General features: G+C 49.9%; 12 protein-coding genes. 6 read left to right on the forward strand and 6 right to left on the reverse strand.

Features of this window, described 5'->3' with window-relative positions; translation table 11 throughout:
- Positions 1-473 precede the first annotated feature (473 nt).
- On the forward strand, positions 474-1,427 hold the full coding sequence (locus tag GGR07_RS01855; protein WP_034542302.1) for a tRNA-dihydrouridine synthase family protein: 954 nt from the start codon (positions 474-476) through the stop codon (positions 1,425-1,427).
- 675 nt (positions 1,428-2,102) lie between these two features.
- A complete protein-coding gene (locus GGR07_RS01860) occupies positions 2,103-3,353 on the forward strand; it encodes a hypothetical protein (RefSeq protein ID WP_034542300.1) in 1,251 nt (416 codons plus the stop codon).
- A gap of 367 nt (positions 3,354-3,720) precedes the next feature.
- Here GGR07_RS01860 and GGR07_RS01865 read toward each other — a convergent pair whose 3' ends face one another.
- The 3 genes from GGR07_RS01865 to GGR07_RS13850 form a co-directional block, all read right to left on the reverse strand.
- The gene (locus GGR07_RS01865) at positions 3,721-6,798 is read right to left on the reverse strand and encodes a chondroitinase family polysaccharide lyase (protein WP_395954812.1); all 3,078 of its coding nucleotides are present in this window, start codon (positions 6,796-6,798) and stop codon (positions 3,721-3,723) included.
- A 581-nt stretch (positions 6,799-7,379) separates the two neighbouring features.
- Positions 7,380-7,940 (reverse strand): hypothetical protein, encoded by a 561-nt coding sequence (locus tag GGR07_RS01870; protein WP_034542228.1) that lies wholly within the window; start codon positions 7,938-7,940, stop codon positions 7,380-7,382.
- 514 nt (positions 7,941-8,454) lie between these two features.
- Complete coding sequence (locus tag GGR07_RS13850; RefSeq protein WP_256680537.1) at positions 8,455-10,017, reverse strand: DUF2851 family protein; 1,563 nt, start codon at positions 10,015-10,017, stop codon at positions 8,455-8,457.
- Positions 10,018-10,100: 83 nt separating this feature from the next.
- On the opposite strand from GGR07_RS13850, the gene dapB reads away from it, so the two are divergent.
- From dapB to GGR07_RS01895, 4 genes are all read left to right on the forward strand, one after another.
- Positions 10,101-10,832 carry a 4-hydroxy-tetrahydrodipicolinate reductase gene (gene dapB / locus GGR07_RS01880; RefSeq protein ID WP_034542226.1) on the forward strand — a complete coding sequence of 244 codons (732 nt, stop codon included), beginning with the start codon at positions 10,101-10,103 and terminating at the stop codon, positions 10,830-10,832.
- A 15-nt stretch (positions 10,833-10,847) separates the two neighbouring features.
- Positions 10,848-12,329: a signal peptidase I gene (lepB, locus tag GGR07_RS01885; protein ID WP_122056411.1), complete on the forward strand. Its 1,482-nt coding sequence runs from the start codon at positions 10,848-10,850 to the stop codon at positions 12,327-12,329.
- 73 nt (positions 12,330-12,402) lie between these two features.
- A complete protein-coding gene (gene lepB, locus GGR07_RS01890) occupies positions 12,403-13,365 on the forward strand; it encodes a signal peptidase I (protein ID WP_122056412.1) in 963 nt (320 codons plus the stop codon).
- Between the two features lie 102 nt (positions 13,366-13,467).
- A complete protein-coding gene (locus GGR07_RS01895) occupies positions 13,468-14,103 on the forward strand; it encodes a WbqC family protein (RefSeq protein WP_027325754.1) in 636 nt (211 codons plus the stop codon).
- Between the two features lie 295 nt (positions 14,104-14,398).
- Here the strand turns inward: GGR07_RS01895 and bglX are convergent, their stop codons facing one another.
- The 3 genes from bglX to GGR07_RS01910 form a co-directional block, all read right to left on the reverse strand.
- Positions 14,399-16,651, reverse strand: a complete 2,253-nt coding sequence (gene bglX, locus GGR07_RS01900) for a beta-glucosidase BglX (RefSeq protein ID WP_021646709.1) — start codon at positions 16,649-16,651, stop codon at positions 14,399-14,401.
- Between the two features lie 11 nt (positions 16,652-16,662).
- A complete protein-coding gene (locus GGR07_RS01905; RefSeq protein ID WP_021646708.1) occupies positions 16,663-17,769 on the reverse strand; it encodes a family 16 glycosylhydrolase in 1,107 nt (368 codons plus the stop codon).
- Between the two features lie 65 nt (positions 17,770-17,834).
- A complete protein-coding gene (locus GGR07_RS01910) occupies positions 17,835-19,733 on the reverse strand; it encodes a hypothetical protein (RefSeq protein WP_021646707.1) in 1,899 nt (632 codons plus the stop codon).
- Positions 19,734-19,751: the final 18 nt, after the last annotated feature.

Genomic DNA, 19,751 nt, shown 5'->3' on the forward strand with positions numbered 1-19,751 from the left:
TTTATCCGGATATTTTCCGGTCATTTCATTTTTGCTGACAAGCATAAACGTATAAGACAGCAGAGCTATTGAATAGACCATGTTCTGCCATGATTAGATTTCAACATTCAAAAATAGCTTTCCACCGCTGATCTTCCATTCATTTTTATACAACATTCTACCACATACGTTCACGCCGCCTGCAATTTTGTTGATTCGATATTAATTTTGTTGAAAAGACATCTTTCGAAACGATTTTAGCACATTTTAGAATGCGGAAACCTTCCTGTCAAGCAAAAAAGTATTACTTTAGCAGAGCAATAAACGAACATCCTTTAATTTGTGTTTTATGAACCGCTTATGATCGTTGAAGTACAACAGCACCTTTCCCGATTATGCCCCACACCGGAGAAACCAACATCTCGCCCCGCTGATCCCCTTGACACAGTTCCGCTCCGGCCTCGAGCAGAAGCGGAGACGAAAAATATAGAATGATGCAACAAACTCTATCCATACAGTTCGCCCCTTTGCAGGGATATACCGAGACCGTTTACCGAAACGCTCACGAAGCCGTTTTCGGAGGCGCAGACATCTACTACACCCCTTTCGTGAGGGTAGAGAAAGGAACGTTTCGTTCGAAAGATGTACGGGACATCAGCCCCGAAAAGAATCGCGTATACCGTCTCATCCCCCAACTCATCGCCCCTACACCGGAGAAGGCGGAGGCTGTTTTAGGGCTTTTCATCGAGAAAGGTTACCGCGAAGCCGACCTGAATCTGGGTTGTCCGTTCCCGTTACTTGCCAAACGGCATAACGGTTCGGGCATCCTGCCTTATCCGGACGAAGTAAGAGAGTTACTCCGCATCATCCGCCGCCACCCGGAAATCAACTTCTCGGTCAAGATGCGTCTGGGATGGGAAGACCCGAAAGAATGCCTCGCATTGGCCGACCTGCTGAATGAGATTCCGCTACGACAAGTCACGATGCACGCGCGAATAGGAATGCAACAATACAAAGGGAAGCCGGACATGGAGGGGTTCCGCACTTTCTACGAAGTTTGCCGTCACCCGCTGGTTTACAACGGAGATATCACCGGCACTGCTGACATCAGGTATCTTTCCACGCTTTTCCCGCATCTGACTGGCGTCATGATAGGACGCGGGCTTCTCGCACGCCCGGCATTGGCGCTGGAATATAAAGAGAACCGGACGCTCGGAGAAGATGAATACTGGGAAAGGATGAAAGCGCTGCACACAGCTGTTTTCGAAGGATATGCCTCGCAGTTGGAAGGCGGAGACGCTCAATTGTTGAACAAGATGAAGACTTTCTGGGAATATCCGTCGGCAGGAATAGACCGGAAGGCAGCCAAAAGCATCCGCAAGAGTACCAGCCTCAGCAAATATGAACAGGCTGTTTCGGCTTTCTTCAACCAACCGTTGCACCGATAAAAGGAATTGAAAAAACAGATAGAAGCGAACAGCCCTGCTTCTAATTCCGGGTTTCTGCATCGGTAGAAAGAAGCCGGGAAATAGGTGAGAATGAATAACCCTCTCTCTTACTCCGAATCATACCACCGGTAGAAAGAAACGAAGAAATAGGTGAGAATGAAAAAACTTCCCCTTATTCCGAATCATACCACCGGTACAAAGAAACCGGAAAACGGATGAGAATGAATAGCCCTGCTCCTTATTACGAATCATACCATCGGTAGAAAGAAACCGGAGAAATAGGTGAGAATGAAAAAACCGACTCCTTATTCCAAATCACAGCATCGGTAGAGAGAAACCGAGGAATAGGTTAGAATCAAAAAACTCCACCTTATTCCAAATCATAGCACCGATAGAAAGAAACCGAAAAGTAGGTGAGAATGAAAAATCCTACTCCTTACTCCGAATCATACCACCGATAGAAAGAAGTCCGGGAAGCAGAAGAAAACAGGCATGCTACTCCTTTTTCGAGTCGATACACCGATAAAAAGAAGACGGGAAGCAAGGGGAAGATTCATAACCAAACCCATTGCCGCAATCGTTATTTTATGTACTTTTGCGGGCATTATGAAGAAAATGATGTTGACACTTGCGGCAGTTTTATTCACTGAAGCAGGAGATAACCACATAAGGAGCATAAGAAGTTTGTTGACACTTGCGGCAGTTTTATTCGTTGCAGCAGGAAGTCTGGCGCAAAAGAAGGACTTCAGCTACAAGTTTTACGGTCAGGTGCGCACAGACCTTTACTACAACAGCCGCGCAAATCAAGAGACGGTAGACGGATTGTTCTACATGTATCCGAAAGACAAGAACCCCGACCCGGCAGGAAAGGACCTGAACGCCACACCCAACAGCAACTTTTACACACTATACTCACGGCTCGGAGTGAACATCACAGGACCGGAGCTGGGCAATGCCACCACTTCCGCCAAGGTGGAGGCCGACTTCCGAGGCACGGGAAGCAGCTTCTCGGTGGTTCGTCTTCGCCACGCTTATTTCCGGATGGACTGGGGAAAAAGCTCCTTATTGGCGGGACAAACGTGGCATCCGCTGTTCGGCGATGTGTCTCCGCAGATACTGAATCTTTCGGTAGGAGCGCCTTTCCAACCCTTCAGCCGAGCTCCGCAACTGCGATACCGATATACGGGAAATCACATCCGGCTGACCGGATCTGCCGTATGGCAGTCGCAATACCTTTCGCAGGGGATTGATGAAAACAACCCGATGAAAAGCAAAAAGAGCCAGGAATATATAAAGAAGAGCATGGTTCCGGAGCTTTTTGCGGGAATAGATTATCATTCGAAACATTTTCTGGCGGGACTCGGCGTAGAGTTTCTCTCAATGAAACCGCGTACACAAGCCACAGGAGCCGACGGGAAAACCTACCGGGTGAGCGAGCGAATCAACAGTCTGTCTTATGAGGCACACGCCAAATATACCGCGAACGACTGGTTCATCGCCGCGAAAAGCGTATTGGGGTCGAACCTTACACAGACCTCCGGACTGGGCGGTTTCGGTGTCCGTTCGGTCGATTCAGCAACCGGAGCGCAAAAGTACACCCCGATACGTTTCTCAAGTTCGTGGCTGAACCTTGTATACGGCAAAAGGTGGAAACCGGGAATATTCGCGGGGTATGCCAGGAATCTCGGCACGCGCGAAGCGCTGCAAGAAGGCACTCCGCTGTACGGAACGGGCACGGATCTGAAAGATCTTGCTTCACTCGGCACGGAGCTTACCTATAATACGCCCCATTGGAAGTTCGGCGTGGAATACCTGTACAGCATTGCAAACTACGGGAAAGACATCGACCGGAAAGACGGGAAGATGCTCGATACGCATCCGGTGAAAAACCATCGCTTCGTGGCGGCAGCCATGTTCATGTTCTGATAGAAAAGCATACGCAACGGAACTTAGCCGTATTCCTTCCAAACCGTTGTGTGGAATACCATCGCGCTGAGCCTGCTTCAGTTACGGCTTAGCCGCTTTCCTTCCAAACCGTTGTGTGGAATACCGTCGCGCTGAGCCTGCTTCAATTACGGCTTAGCCGCTTTCCTTCCAAGCCGTTGCCGTTAGTTGCAGAATCAGGCATTGCGCCTTCATATCCACAAGAGCTTATCTCTTTTCTTCCCGAACCGTTAGTTTAAGAGCGGCAGTATGCCCCATATCCAATAAGGCTTGTACCGCATTCTTTCCCAAACCGTTTAAAAGCCGCCCTCTCCTTAATAAAGGCACGGCACAAGCCTTGCTCCGCCCCTTATTTCGTGAGCCTGACTTCGAAGCTGCGACCTTCCCGGCAAAGGAAGCGAAGTTGCGTCTGCCGTTTATCGGCGGAAACAATCCGGCAATACGGAGTCTCTTCCACTTTCCAGCGCCCTCTCAGTGTAACGGTCACCGCAATCTCCCCGCTTTCATTATTGATCCACGGACGCGAGTAGATACTGCGTTCGATACGCTTTCCGTCGGCATCGAATGCTTCGTCGCTCGCTCCGCGATAGAGCGCAAGGTCGGGCTGAGCCACCGTCAGCAGCCACTGCTTCGCCGATTCTTGGCGGGTCATCACCAAGCAGGATGTATCCGCACGTTGAAGCAACGCACCGGGCAAATCCGCCTGAGGAGTGTCGAACAAGACGTACGAAGTGACCCGATCGCCGCCAAACTGCACGATATGCGCCCCGCGATCCTTACGCAACACCTTATAAGGTATACGCTTCAGCAAAGCAGACATCCTTTGCGCATCCGCCTGAGGGAATACGGCATATTCGTATCCCGCAGCCTTCGGCGCTTTCCCATGATCGATGACCAGCGACACCCAGTCGCCTTTCGTCTCCGCGCCCGTATTCTGCATACGCGACAGTTGCGGGAAGTTTTTCTCGAAACGGGCAGCTACGGGCACATAGTATCCCGTCCCCAAATGGTCGGTCCACAGTTTCCGGTTTCCCGCAGGAGCATCTTTCCAGAACTCCCGTCCCTGCTTGTCGGTCACAGCCAGTTGGAATACGGTAGTCTCCGTAGGATACTCCGCATTCGCGTTTTCGATGTCCGACCCGAGACAGACAATCATTCCGTCGAGGAAATGGAACGATTTGCGCGCGCGGTGCGTACCGTTGTATTTATCATGCTCGTGCAGTATCATACCGAAGTTTCCATCGGCTCCCTGCTGCGAAAGCCCGCCCGCAAACGCCTCATCCGAATAGAGCATCTCCTCGATGCCCGAGTATCTGTCTACGTTCAGCACGTTTGCTTTCAGCAGTTCCCAAGGCAGATGAATGGAGGTTGTGCCCGGTATCCGGTTCCAGTCAAAGCCGGGTTGCACCCAGCCGCTCGTTGCGGGAGTCACTGTCTGTCCTGGCGCAGCCGTCAGAACCTGAAGGCTCCCGTGTGCCAGATAACGTCCGTAGAGGTTGGCTCCCAAGTAGTGCTCCGCCGCCCAGAGGTAGCGGGAATGCCCGCGAATCACAGCAGCCCAGTTGCTCCGCCGCTGCACCGACACGCAGCCGTAGCCGAGCGCAAGATTTCCCTGAGGGTCATTCTCCGCGCGGAATCCTTGAGCCGTGAGCCGCCGGGCTATCTCCCTTTCGCGGACATCGGATACTTTGGGCATGTATTCGGGTTCCTGTCCTGCCGCAGGGGCATCGGCAACCAGGCGAAGATAAGCCGAAGCCATCTCTCCGTCGACGGCTGACTTTCCGTCGGGAGTGCCTGCCATCGCCATCATGGCATAATGCATGGGAACGAGTTTGCCCTTTCCGTCGGGATGACGCCCCGACATAGAGAGCGGAAAGTGAAGTGTATTGCAATAAAAACGCATCGCGGACAAGACGTTCTTGACCGTGCGGTGCGCCAGTTCGGAAACGGCAAACCCGGTTCCGTGAAGCAGATAAATCATATTCGTAGCCCCGTCTAGCCCGCCTACGGCATAAGCCGGGTAATGGTTGCGGTGATGGAAAGCCGCTCCGTCGGTCTTGAACGAACCTGCCAAACCCGTAGCCGGACGGCAACCGTAGTCTATCCACCGCGAGAACGACCGCAGATATTGCAGCTTCTCCGGCGTGTCTTCCATCATCAGGATGCTGGCAATGCGCCCGGTGGTCTGCGTGTTGAACGAGTCCATATCGATTCCGTTACGTTCGGGTTTGGGATAGACTTCATTGGTGATGGCATACCACCGAAGCGTACGTTCGGCTTCGTGCAGCTTGCCCGCTTGTCGCAGCACGTCTTTCATCAGGAAGTAAGCCGGATAAAGCCCGCGCACGCTGTAGCCGTAGTGATGGATGTTTCCCCAGCAACTGCCGTATGCCACTCCCTGATCGGTGATGTGATCGTACATGGCGAGAAACTTGCTCTTCATCTCTTCCCTCACCTCCGGATTCCCGCCGCTGTTGTTGTAAGCCACAGCAATACGCTTCATCAGGTCGAAGTAAGCACGCATCTCCACCCCTTTTTTGGTCAGCATATCTTTGTCCCAACCCGGTATCAGCCGTTCGTAGGCTTCCGAAGCTCGCACCATGAAGATGGGCATGCCGCTCACCATGCCGTTGCGATAGGTAATGCCGTAAGCATCGTAACGCTTGCGGATGGCGGCTACCTCTTTCGGGGTGACGGCGGAGGGCGTATAAATCATGTCGCGGAAGCGCGCTTCAAGCAGTTGCATCTCCTCTTTCTCGCGATTGGTGACAGGCGTCAGCCCGATGTCGGGCTTCAGCAACGAATGCTTGTAAACCACCAGCCAGTGGTTCGTTGTTCCCGCATTGACGAAAGGAACCTGCAAGTCGGCGGTTTGCTGGCGGGCATCCACCTTCGTGGCCGTAATGAGATGATCGATGAACAGCTCTCCTTTCACAGCCGGAGCAACGATGCGAAGACGGTTCATCCCCTCTTCGGGCACGCCCTCCATGTCGCGCTCGTAGCATACCCAAGCGGCACGCCAACCTTTGAAATTGATGCCGAAAGGAAAGGAAGCGCACACACGCCCGTCTTTCAGAAACTCGAAGCGCACGGTGGCATCCTTCGGCTGTTCGTTGTATATCCACACGATGAAAGCGGAAAGATAGAGGTCTTTCCCCGTAGGGTCTTTCTTCTCGAACTTCAGATCTTTCTCCAACTCAAGCACTCCGCCCGGCTCGAAGCTCCACGCGAGCGACTGCCTGCCGTCTTTATAATGCGCCTGCGAAAGCGACAACCGGGAACCGGCAGCCGTAAAACAGGAAGGAACCGAAGAGTCTTCGAAAGAGAACATCCGTTCATGAGTGACCAATTGCGCGCCGGCAAATGCCGGGCAGAGAAAGAGGCACAGAGCGAGCGCGCCGCGCCGGAAAAGAGAGACTTGTTTCATCATGGAATATCCGTTTTTTATTTCGTACCTACAAAGATACCCCTCTTCCTTGCGGAGAAGGGGTATAAATTGTACAGAAAACCGTCTCTTATGGTTCAGAGCGGCAGACACTCCGGTTATTTCCACTGCAAAATCACGGCTATCTCCTCATGCCGTACGGAAGCCGGCGCCCTGAATGCTTCGGTTCGAAAGCTTTGCCGGCGCTTTGTTAAAAGGCGAATCACTGTTTCGAAAGGAACGAATTATTTTCTACCAAAATGCAAATCGTTGTTTATCAAAAGGCAAATCACTGTTAGCGGAGTCTGCTCACAGAATCGTAACAGAAGCAACATTGCGTCAGCAGAAATCGGCAAGTTGCACAGTCAAGCACGGAGACGGATTGCTTACCACTACAATAAAAACAGCAAGTATCTCGCAGCAATGAGCTATGCGGACTAAACGCGGATTGTTCACAGGGCACAACGTCGGCAGCAACCGCCTGCAACAACAGGCATGCCACCCAAGCAGAAAGTACCGGCGGACGCAAAGCAAGCTGGTATCACCCTGCAAGCCATAAGCTACAAAAACGAAACATAGATTGCTTACGGATGCAACTCTTTGAAAGCCTCGTTTTCCTCCTTCACCTCGCGAACGGTTGCCTCCAGCTCCTCCACTGGCAGGTCGTGCCCATACCAGCCGGTATAGCAGTCTACCACGTACCACTTCCCGTCCGCCATCAATTCGAACTCTACCCGCAAATCGTTCTCGGATTCTTCGTATCCCGCCTCGAACACTTTCCGCTTCGGCTCATTCACAATAAACTTCGAGACGTACACGCCGCCCTCTTCCTGCTCCACACGCTCCTCTTTCAGCGTTTCGGCATCCAGCAGCGGCCATTTTTCTTTCGTAAACGGAAATTTCTTCTCCGTTTCTCCATCGTCCAAAAGCAGTATAATGGGAGTTCTCAACGGAAACTTCACACGTGTGTATTGGAAAGCCGCACTTGCGGTAAACTTGCTCAGAAACGTGCGGAAGTCTTCGCCCGCCTGCGCAACCGCTTCACTGTTGGCCCGCGATTTCGAGCTGTTGCCGCAGGAGATGAACGATATGCCTGTCAGCAACACGGCTGCCAACAGACCGAATATAAACCTTTTTGTTGTCATAACCTGATATGTATTAAGGCTTTAATTTATACTGCAAATATAATCAGAAGTTGGATATACCGATAGAAGAAACCGTTTTTTTATTTTGCAGAAAGGGAAAAGGAAGGGGCAAAGGCAGCGAACAGAATCCGCCCACGCCACAGGAACGAAGGTCGGAAGCTGCCCGGCGGAAAGGATAAGGAGCTAAACCGGAGTTCTGCGGGATGCCGGATGCGGAATGGATTCCGGCATAAACAGAGGCTCTGTCCGGCGGAAACAGAGGCTCTGCCAGAAACAAACGGAGCCTCTGTTCGATGCAAACAGAGACTCTGCTCCAAACAAATGCCAAACCCATCTGGCAAAGCCACCAAACCAGCTACGAACTGACAGAAGCTCTGCTCCGAACAAATGCCAAATCCATCGGAAGCGAACAGAAAAACTGCATGATAAAAACAGGGCCTCAGGATGATGTAAACAAAGGCTCTGCTCCTCTTGAGCAAAATTACCGGTCTTTCGAGCCACAACAGGCCAACGTTCAACGTCGCATATATTCGTACCCGAAACGGCAGTACAAACACTTCCGTTGCTCGCAGTAAGCGGTGCGGAGTTGCACCAGCGCCTGACTGTCCGCCGCCGATGTAACCGCCAGTCCGGCAGCGCTCCACGAACGGACAATGTGGTTGTCTTCCGCCTTCAGCTCATCGAGAAAACGCAAAGCCCGGTCGCACATACGCTCGTCGGCCTTGTGCAACCCGTAGGCATACAAGAAAGGAACCACCGTATTAATAATGAGCAAATCAACGGACTTTGCGCCTAAAGCTTTCTCACGGCGAGGCGACGGTTTGTGAAACAGGTAATGCTCCGTCCAGTAGTCTGACGTGCGAGCGGCAAGCATTCCTCTCACCGTTTCGAGTGTTTCGCCCTCCATCAGGCGGGAGAACAGCGTGCTGCCCGACCGGTAGAGCCATGCCAACTGCGCCAGACGGATGTGCGGAAAGTTACCGGGACGAAGTCGGAGAAGCCGCCAGTCGGACGCTTGCATCTGTGCGTCAAAGCCGAATTTATGACGGAGATAACGGTACTCTTTCTGCAAGCGGAAGTAATATTCATCAGCAGGCAAATCCTTGGAGGATGCTTGCTGAAACGCCCTCTTCGGCAAACCGGCATGGACATCCTTCTCTGACAAACCGTCGGGAGACGTTGCCCGCAGCGCATCTTTTTGCAGGCAGGCACAACAGTCGCCCGAAGACAAGTCCTCCGGAACGGTTTCCAAAGTCGAAGTTGTCCGCGAATGAAGAGGAAGCCCGTCGGTTTTCGCTTCGGCACGCAAGGCATCGGCAGTGCCGGAAGCGGCAAGATGCGCCGTCTGTACCTGCGGCGTAGCCGGCCGATTCGAAACGTCCTCACGCGAAGCTATTTCGTCGAGCAATCCCGCCTGCCCGAAAAAGAAAGCTTCGATCTGAAACAAATCATCGCGATGTTTGTCGACCGCGCGGAACGGAAGCGTTCCCGCCCAACGTTCGAACGCGTCTCCGTTCAGTCCGAAACCGAAATTACGGGCAAGAGTAACGAAGAAAGCGTCTTCCCAATTCCGGTCGCATCGCTCCAGCCGTTTTCCTATTTGCAGGGCTTTCTGTTGCAGCCTTTCCGTTTGCAACGAAGTCAGCCACGAGTGTACGACAACCTTCGGCAGCGCTCCGATCACTTCCGTACAACAAGGGTACCGGTCGGCATTGCGCAACTCTTCGTAATGCGTCCGCACGACATCGGGGCAGTTTAGTTGCAACTGCGGAAGCGGTTCGCCGTCCGGTCGCACGATATCGGCATCCACTTTGCCCGCCACGTGCAGAATCACGGAGTCGTAAGCCCGGTCGCGGTCGTGCCCGTGGCGGAACCAGTCGGACGAAAGCGAATGCACTTCGACATTCCCCACCCAAAGCGTTCCGTCTATCTTGAGCTTCGCATTGAAAAAGTCAGGCCCTGCATTCGAGTTGTGTAAACCGGGATCGATCACTTCTACCGGCAATCCACCGGTGGTTTGCAACGGCTGCAAAGGGAATAATTTGTGTTTCCATACGTACTGGAGAAGGTGTTCCATGTTAAGAAGACGTTAATGTGCGCGGCAAATGTAATAAAAATCTTATCTTTGCGACTATTATTTTGAATATAAGTCAACAAACGATGAAAATAGCATTGATAGGTTACGGAAAGATGGGCAAGGAGATCGAACGGATCGCCGTCGGTCGCGGACATGAGATAGTCTGCGTCATCGACGTCGATAATCAGGAAGCTTTCGAGTCCGATGCCTTTAGAAACGCCGACGTGGCAATCGAGTTCACAAACCCTAAGGTGGCTTACCATAATTATATAAAAGCTTTCAAAGCCGGCGTGAAGGTGGTATCCGGAAGCACCGGATGGATGGCGGAACACGGCGAAGAAGTCAGGCGGCTTTGCTCGGCGGAAGGCAAAACCTTGTTCTGGTCGTCCAACTTCAGTCTCGGAGTAGCCGTATTCTCTGCGGTGAACAAGTATCTGGCGCGCATCATGAACCGCTTTCCCGCCTACGACGTGAGTATGACCGAGTCGCACCACGTCCATAAGCTCGACGCTCCGAGCGGCACTGCCATCACACTGGCGGAGGGAATCCTCGAGAACATCGACCGTAAAGACCGCTGGGTGAAGGAAGAAACCTCCGCCGACGACGAGCTTCCCATTCATTCTATCCGCGAGGGTGAGGTGTTCGGCATACACTCCATACGCTATGAGTCGGAGGTAGACAGCATCACCATTACCCACGATGCCAAAAACCGGGGCGGCTTCGCCCTCGGGGCCGTAATGGCAGCCGAATACACGGCAACCCACGAAGGGCTGCTGGGTATGAGCGACCTATTCCCTTTCCTGAAGAACATTTAAAAAAACAACAAAGCCATGATACAAGCTACACGCAAGCAATGGATCAAATTCGCCATCGTCACCGCCATCTACCTCGCTTTCCTTATTTGGGTGCGCAGTTGGTGGGGACTGATTGTGGTTCCTTTCATTTTCGATATTTACATCACGAAGAAAATCCCCTGGTCGTTCTGGCGCAAGTCGAAGAACGCGGCGGTACGCACGGTGATGAGTTGGGTAGACGCCATCGTATTCGCTCTGGTAGCCGTCTACTTCGTCAACATCTATATTTTCCAGAACTACCAGATTCCTTCTTCATCGCTGGAGAAATCGCTGCTCGTAGGCGACTTCCTCTATGTGAGCAAAATGAGCTACGGGCCGCGCGTGCCTAATACGCCTCTGTCGATGCCTCTGGCGCAGCACACGCTACCCATAGTAAACACCAAATCGTACATCGAATGGCCGCAATGGAAGTACAAACGCGTGGCGGGGTTCGGCAGGGTGAAGCTGAACGACATCGTGGTGTTCAACTTCCCTGCAGGCGATACCGTAGCCTTGAACAATCAGCAGGAAGATATTTACGCCATCGCTTATCAGGCGGGGCGAAGCATCTATCCGAAAGAGGTGGAGATGGACAGCCTTACACGCAACCGGCAACGGGATGTCTACAACCTGTACTATGCCGCCGGACGTAAATACATCGATTCGAATCCGCGAACTTTCGGGAAGGTGGTTTACCGCCCCGTAGACCGTCGGGAAAACTATGTGAAACGTTGCGTGGGGCTTCCGGGCGACACGTTGGAGATTGTAGACGGACAGGTGATGATTAACGGCAAGGCGACCGAGAATCCGGAAAATCTCCAGTTCAACTACTTCGTACAGACCACAGGCCCCTACATTCCCGAAAATATGTTCCGCGACTTGGACATCAGCAACGACGACCGGATATTGATACAGAACGGCGGATGGGACGGTGAACTGATAGCGATGGGACTCGACAGCCGCGATTCGTCGGGAAGGCTGAATCCCGTCTACCGGCTTCCGCTGACGAAGAAGATGTACGACACGCTGGCAGGCAACAAGAAGTTGGTCGGCAAAATCGTAAAGGAGACGGATAGCTACGACCGGAAGGTGTATCCGCTCAACCTGCACAACCGGTGGGAACGGAACAACTACGGCCCCATCTGGATTCCTTCGAAGGGAGCCACCATTACGCTGACGGATGACAATCTCCCTATGTACGAGCGTTGCATCACGGCATACGAAGGCAACAAGTTGGAAGTGAAAGCCGACGGTTTCTACATCAACGGCGAGAAAACCGATTCGTATACATTCCGGATGGATTACTACTGGATGATGGGAGACAACCGCGACAACTCGCTCGACTCGCGCTACTGGGGATTCGTGCCCGAAGATCATGTGGTGGGAAAGCCCATCGTCGTATGGCTTTCGCTGGATAAAGACCGCGGATGGTTCGACGGCAGAATCCGATGGAAACGGCTATTCAAATGGGTACACTAAAGAATAAGGAGCAAACGGGTTCCGTTTTCGGGAATAAACTTGCGGAATAAGACAAGAGAACAGATAGAAACAGATGTCGGCAGAAAGCAAAGGTTCGAAAAGAAAAACATGGATAAGGCTGGGGGTAAAGCTTCTGGCCATTATCGCCGTGGTGTTTCTCATACGAAGCTTTGCCTTCACATCGTGCCTTATCCCGTATTCGGGAATGGAGAACTCCCTCTTTCAAGGGGAGCGTATTCTGGTAAACAAGTGGAGCTACGGACTGCGCGTACCTTTCATGTCGCTCTTCTCCTACCACCGATGGCTGGCACGTCCGGTGGGTAAGCAGGAGATTGTGGTGTTCAACAATCCGGCAGCCGGCACTAAGTCGGCAATCGACCGACGTGCCGTGTACATCAGCCGCTGCATCGGAACTCCCGGAGACACCCTGCTTATAGACTCTTGTTTCTCTGTGGTTTCACCCGAAGCGGAAGTCAATCCGGACAAGAAACAGCTGTATGCCTATCCGGCTTCCAAAGAAAAAGATATCGAGTTGCTGCTCCGTTCGCTCTCCATCACCAACGAAGGTGTGATGGGCAGAAACGACAGTACGCACGTACGCAGCTTCAGCCGATACGAGTTTTACCTGTTGGAACAGGCGACGAAACCCAATCGGTGGATATCTCGGTTGCAAGAAGGAGATACCGGAGTGCCGAAGCCGCTCATCATTCCGGGTAAAGGAAAGGTGCTTCGCGTCTATCCCTGGAACATCACGCTGCTGCGCAACACGCTCGTGCTGCACGAAGGCAGGCAGGCTGAAATAAAGAACGACACACTGTATATAGACGGAAAAACCACGCAGCATTGTTATTTTACGAAAGACTATTACTGGATGGCGTCCAACGCCAGCTTCAACCTCTCCGACTCCAGACTGTTCGGCTTTGTTCCACACGATCACCTGATCGGAAAAGCCTCGCTTATTTGGTTCTCGAAAGAGCAAAAGAGCGGACCATTCAGCGGATACCGTTGGAACCGCTTCCTGAGGAAGGTCAGATGAAGCAGCCTTAAACGTCCGATGAATATAGAATAACAATACAGATTCTATTATTTAGAAGTAATAGCGATAACAACCAGTCAATCACCTCCCATCATTAATTTTATGAAAACAGCCTATTTGTCTTCCGCTTATCTTGCCCCCGTAGAGTACTACACGAAGTTCCTGATATACGACCGGATCTATGTGGAGCAGCACGATCACTACACCAAGCAGACGTACCGCAACCGGTGTACTATTGCCGCACCGGACGGCGAACTGGCGCTCTCCATACCCACCGTAAAACCGGCTCAGGCGAAATGTCCGATGAAAGACATCCGTATTTCCGACCACGGCAATTGGCGGCATCTGCACTGGAACGCTATCGAATCGGCTTACAACAGCACGCCTTTCTTTGAATATTACAAGGACGACTTCCGCCCTTTCTATGAGAAGCGATATGAGTTTCTCGCCGATTTCAACGAAGAAATATGCCGCTTGGTCTGCGAACTGATTGACCTTCATCCCCGCATCGAGCGGACACCGGAATACAAGACGGAGTTTACAGCCGGAGAAGCGGACTTCAGGGAGGCGATCCATCCGAAGAAAGACTTCCGGACAACAGATTCCGAGTTCATCCCCCACCCCTATTACCAGGTATTCGAACCGAAGCTGGGATTCCTTCCCAACCTCAGCATCATCGATCTGCTCTTCAACATGGGCCCCGAAAGTTTACTGGTGCTTCAGCAGAGCATCAGATAAAACACAGCGGGCAGATATGTTCGGCACGGTGGGTATATATGGTCATCACGGTGAGTATATATAGTCAGCTATGGTGAGTATATATGGCCAGCATGGTGGATATATATGGCCAGCATGGTAGGCATATATACCCACCGCAGTGCACATATATAATTTATAGGGCAGGCATATATACCTGTAACGACAAAGCATGTTTTATTCCGCCGTCAGAGAAATTATGCCGGACAAAAACTGCATAATAAAAAATAGAAGCTGCATCGTAGCATTACGATACAGCTCCAAAATGCATCCTGAATCATTCGATCACTTCGAAATCTGCCGAAAGTCCTTCCTCACTATTCGTTCCTACCCATAAAGTAAAGTCTCCGGGCTCCACGACCTTCTTCATGTCCCGATTCCAAAAAGCCAGATTCTCAATCGGTAACGTGAAAATGAGAGTTTTATGCTCTCCCGGCTCCAAAGAAACGCGCTGGAATCCTTTCAGCTCCTTCACCGGGCGAGTAACTGAACCGACATGATCTCGCACGTACAACTGTACGATCTCTACACCCGTATACTTACCCGTATTGGCAAGTTCGAAACGAACCGTTAACGTATCCCGAGTATTTAACTTTGCTGCGGAGAGCTTTAAATTACTGTACGCAAATGCTGTGTACGACAATCCGTAACCGAACGGGAACAAAGGGCCAAACCCCGCATCCATGTGGAAAGAAGTACATCCCAGCGAAGTTTGTCCTGCTTCCAAAGGAATATTGTCAATCAATGTTTCTTCCCCGGTGGGAGCGCGTCCAGTACGATTATGCGCATAATAAACCGGTACCTGCCCCACCATCTTTGGAAATGTTACGGGAGTCTTACCACTGGGAACAGCTTTGCCGAAAAGCAAGTCGGCAATGGCGGGACCACCCATCGTGCCCGGATGAAACATATATAAAACAGCAGCAGACTCATCTACCTCCTTACCAATGGTAAGCGGACGCCCCGCCATCACCACAGTTACAAGAGGCTTGCCTGTCTGAGCCAAAGCTGTAATCAAATCGGACTGTGCACCGCGTAAACTCAAGTCGGCCAGTGAATGTGCCTCGCCCGACAAAATGGACTCTTCACCAACAAAGGCTACAACTACATCAGCCTGACGGGCAGCGGCAATCGCCTTATGGAAGGCCGCCTTATTGTTATCGCGGCTATACATCAGTCCCGGTTCGTAAATCACTCGGATTTTATCTCCATACAGTTTGCGTAAGGCATTCAAAGGAGTCTGTGTCTGGTTCTTCTCACCATCAAAACACCATGTTCCGAGCTGGTCGTGGGGAGCATCCGCCATCGGCCCCACAACAGCGATAGTACGCACTTTCTCACTCAGGGGCAAAACGTTGTCTGCATTCTTCAGCAAAATAGCCGACTGCTCTGCGGTTTCCTTAGCTTTTTCCAAATGCACCTCTGTGTACTTCACGGCCTGAGGAGTAGCAACATAAGGGTTTTCGAATAAGCCTAACCGAAATTTCAATCGCAAAATATTACGAACAGCATCATCTATCGTGGTAATTGAAACTTTTTTCTCATCCACCAACGCCTCCAGACTCTCTATGAAAGCACCACTCACCATTTCCATATTCACGCCAGCATTAACAGCTATGGCAGCCGCCTGTTTCCTGTCTTTGCAAAATCCATGCGCTATCATTTCCGTTGCCGATGCCCAATCGGTAACAACCATTCCATCGTATTTCCACTCATCACGAAGTATATCTTTCAATATGAATGAGTTTCCGGTAGAGGGTACTCCGTCATTATCGTTGAAAGAAACCATAAATGTGGCACACTTAGCTTTAGCTGCCGCTTCGAAAGGCGGAAAGTAGACATTCCTCAGCAATCGCTCCGGAATGAATGTCGAGTTATAATCTTTGCCAGCTTCTGCAGCCCCATATCCTACGAAATGTTTAGCGCATGCGGCTATGGCAGAAGGATCGCTTAATTTTTCTCCTTGGAAACCACGGATCATCGCCTCTCCCATTACCGCATTCATCAACGGATCCTCACCAAAACTTTCGGCTATACGCCCCCAACGCGGATCTCTCGAAAGATCGACCATAGGTGCAAAAGTCCATCGAATTCCATCGGATGAAGCCTCAACCGCTGCTATACGAGCCCCTTGTTCGACTATCTCAGGATTGAACGTAGCAGCTTGTCCCAACGGAATGGGAAAGATTGTTTTATATCCGTGGATCACATCCCGGGAAATCAGCACCGGAATCTTCAAACGAGACTCTTTCAAGGCTATTTCATGTAACTTGTTGACTAATTCCGGATCTGTGAGATTCAATAAAGAACCTATTTTCCCTTCTTTAATCAATCCGGCAATCTCTTCCACATTACCGGAATAGTTCATTTGATTCATCTGACCGATTTTCTCTTGCAAAGTCATCTTGGCCAGCAAAGCCTCTACTCTGTTTTCTGTTTCTTTATCTCCTTCCTTAGCCGCCTTCGGAACACAAGCCCAAACTGCAAGCAAGCACAGGCACATAGATAAAGGTTTACCAAACTTTATCATCTTTTTTTTATTTATTTTTTCTGAAACACACGTACATAATCTATCTCATAGGTAGCAGGCAGGCACGATTCGTCAACCCCCTGGGCACCACCCCAGTTTCCTCCCCAAGCCAGATTCAATTTCAAATAAAAAGGAGTATTGAAAGGCCAGGTATTTTTATTGTTCTTCTTATCGTTCTCAAAGAAGAACAGTTCTTTCCCATCCACATAAGTACGAATAAAATCCTCTGTCCACTCCAATGCATACACATGGAACTTTTGCTGAGCGGTAGGCAGCAAAATCTCTCTTGTTTTCTGCGTACCTATCAAATGGTTATAAGCCTTACAGTGAATAGACGAAGAGACATAGTTAGGGTTATAACCAACCTCTTCCATAATATCGATTTCCCCATCATCAGGCCATGCAGTAAAGTTCTTCGGCATCATCCAGAAAGCAGGCCAAGTGCCTTTTCCAACGGGAAGTTTCAAACGAGCTTCGAAATAACCGTATTTCCAGCTTTTTATCGTATTCATGCGAACGGAATAAACCTCACTACCCACTTTTTTAGCGATAATTTTCAAGGTTCCCTTGTCTACTTTCGCACAAACTTCTCCATTCAGCTTAGCCGGAATATAAGTTTGCAATTCATTGTTTCCCCAGCCACCGGCACCATTCTCATACCACCAGAGCGATTCATCGGGCGTAGAAATGGCTTTATCATTAAACTCATCCTGCCACACCAGTTTATATCCTTCAGGAACTTGAATATCCGGATCCGGAAGAGCTTCAGGCTTCCCTTCCTGACGGACAGGAATTGCTATCCGGCTCTTTCCGGACTTTACAACGACTTTACCCTCTCTCACTTCTGTTTCCTGATTGGGAGAAACAGTTACGGTAAAAGTTCCTTGAGGGTCAATAGACCCTGTCGGTTGACAACTGATCCAATCTTCATCACTATATACGGTCCACTCACGAATTGCCGTTACATTTACCGTAACACTGTTCGACAGACAATCCACACTAATTTCAGAGGGAGTACACGTCAAATCTTTATCTGTAAACACTCCTTCACTCTCTTTATCTCCACAGCTTGCAGAAAGTAAAGTCAAAACCCCAAATAACAAATTCATTTTCTTCATATCAATAGTTTCAAACAAGGGGAAACACACAATCGCATATATTGATCGTCCCCATAAATCCACACTTATTCATTACATACCGACTCTTTAAAGATGATACCGCTTATGGTAACTTCGGTATTTTCGGGATTTCCTCCGAAATCAAATACCAGAGAAACTCTGTCCATATCTTTAGCCGCTCTTATCGCCGGCATTTTGAATACGAAATCCTCATACGCAGTCAAGTCCACTTTTTTGTCAAAAAAGAAATTACCGGCATTGTCTGTCCCATCATCTCCATTCCTGTGCACCAATTTTACAGTGACTCCTTTCAGACTCTTACTGGAGTTAAGCACGCAACGAAAATCATAATCCGTCACGGTATTGGCATCCAAGTTTGTATGAAAAGCGACTTGTGCCTGCCACATCTGTACGGTAGCCAACGGCAATGTCACCTTATAAATATGATCCTTGACCTCAAAGCCAGGCGCTTCGGAATAGGGAGTCCAGTTGGCATCGGCATAAAAGAAAGTATTCGTAATACTTGCAACGTTCCAACGGTTGCAGGCAGAAGCTTGGTTCCAGTTCACACCATCCTCTTCGGACTCTTCCACGACAGTGCCGTCATCACAAGCATGTTCTTTCAGAACCACACGACTCACGATAACTTCTGTACCCTCTGCATTTCCACCGAAATCAAGAACCAAATCTACCTTATCCATGTCAATACCAGGCATATCTGTCTTTATAAAAACATAGTCCTCATAAGCTTTTAAAGAGACATTTTCCACGAAGTAGTAAATATTATCATTGTCTCCACCACCATGCTTCACCAGTTTTACGGTAACATTTTTATGAGCTTTATTCGCATTGAAAACGACAGAAAAATCATAGTTTGTAACGGCATTAGTCGCTATATCCGTAAAGAACTTTACTTGTGCCTGCCACGTTTGAACCGTAGCTACCGGCATTGTAATTTTATACGAGTTTCCGTTTGCTTCAAACCCGGGATTCTCAATAGGTGTCCAATTAGCATCGGCAAACCAGAAATCATTGGTAATTGTTGCAGACTTCCACAGGTTGCAAGCATGATCCGGATCATATCCGGCAGGTTTTTCGACTTCGGCGCTTGTCAGAATATAGTGCCATGCAATACTGCCATTATCTGAAATCAACTCCAGTCTGGAAGGCGTAATACCTACAATCTTATAACGGGGAGATGCATATATCTCGTCGTTGGCGACATAAGGAAAAAGTGTTTTTGAAGGGAAAGTGATGTACACATCTTCTCCATCAACATCAAAAGCATAGGTCGTGTTCTGTACAGCTACAGAAGCCATATAATCTTCCGTCAAATCAGGAGCATATTCGGGGAAAAGTGTGCAGCCTTTGTTGACATAAACCGTGCCGCCTTCACCGGGATTATAACTATAACTCATATCTGTTCCAAAGATCAGACGGTCATCATAGATTCCCTTAGCAGCTTTCTCGTCCGGCTGGGCCATCCACCATCCCAATCCTTCGCTTCCGGATTCTCCGCAACCCAGATGACCGGCTTCCGCGCTTGCCACTCTCCATTCCTTTCCTGAAATCTTTGCAATATACTCATCAAAATTGACCAGCGTGTTATTTATTGTAAACTCTTTTGTTACCACTCCGTCACTGATGCCGTTAGCATTCATCAATCTTGCCTCTACCGAATAAACTCCGGCCTTTGAATAAACCTTCGTAAATTTGAACTGTGTGGAATACCCTTTATCTTTCTTTTCACTCTTGTCAAAAGTCCAAAAAGGGATACAACCTTTCATTTCATTCATAGAAAACGTCACTTGATTTGTTTCCTGATCGACCGTAACCTCTACACTAATATCGGATGCCAGTGGTAAACCAGTTTCCGAAGGATGGGTGAAATCCACCGGCGAGCATGCAGTAAATACCAGTACCTTCACCAATAAAATACTTAAATAACGATATATTCGTTTCATCTCTTGCTTTTTTAATGG

It is taken from the genome of Bacteroides pyogenes, from assembly GCF_014196225.1.
GTDB lineage: Bacteria > Bacteroidota > Bacteroidia > Bacteroidales > Bacteroidaceae > Bacteroides > Bacteroides pyogenes_A.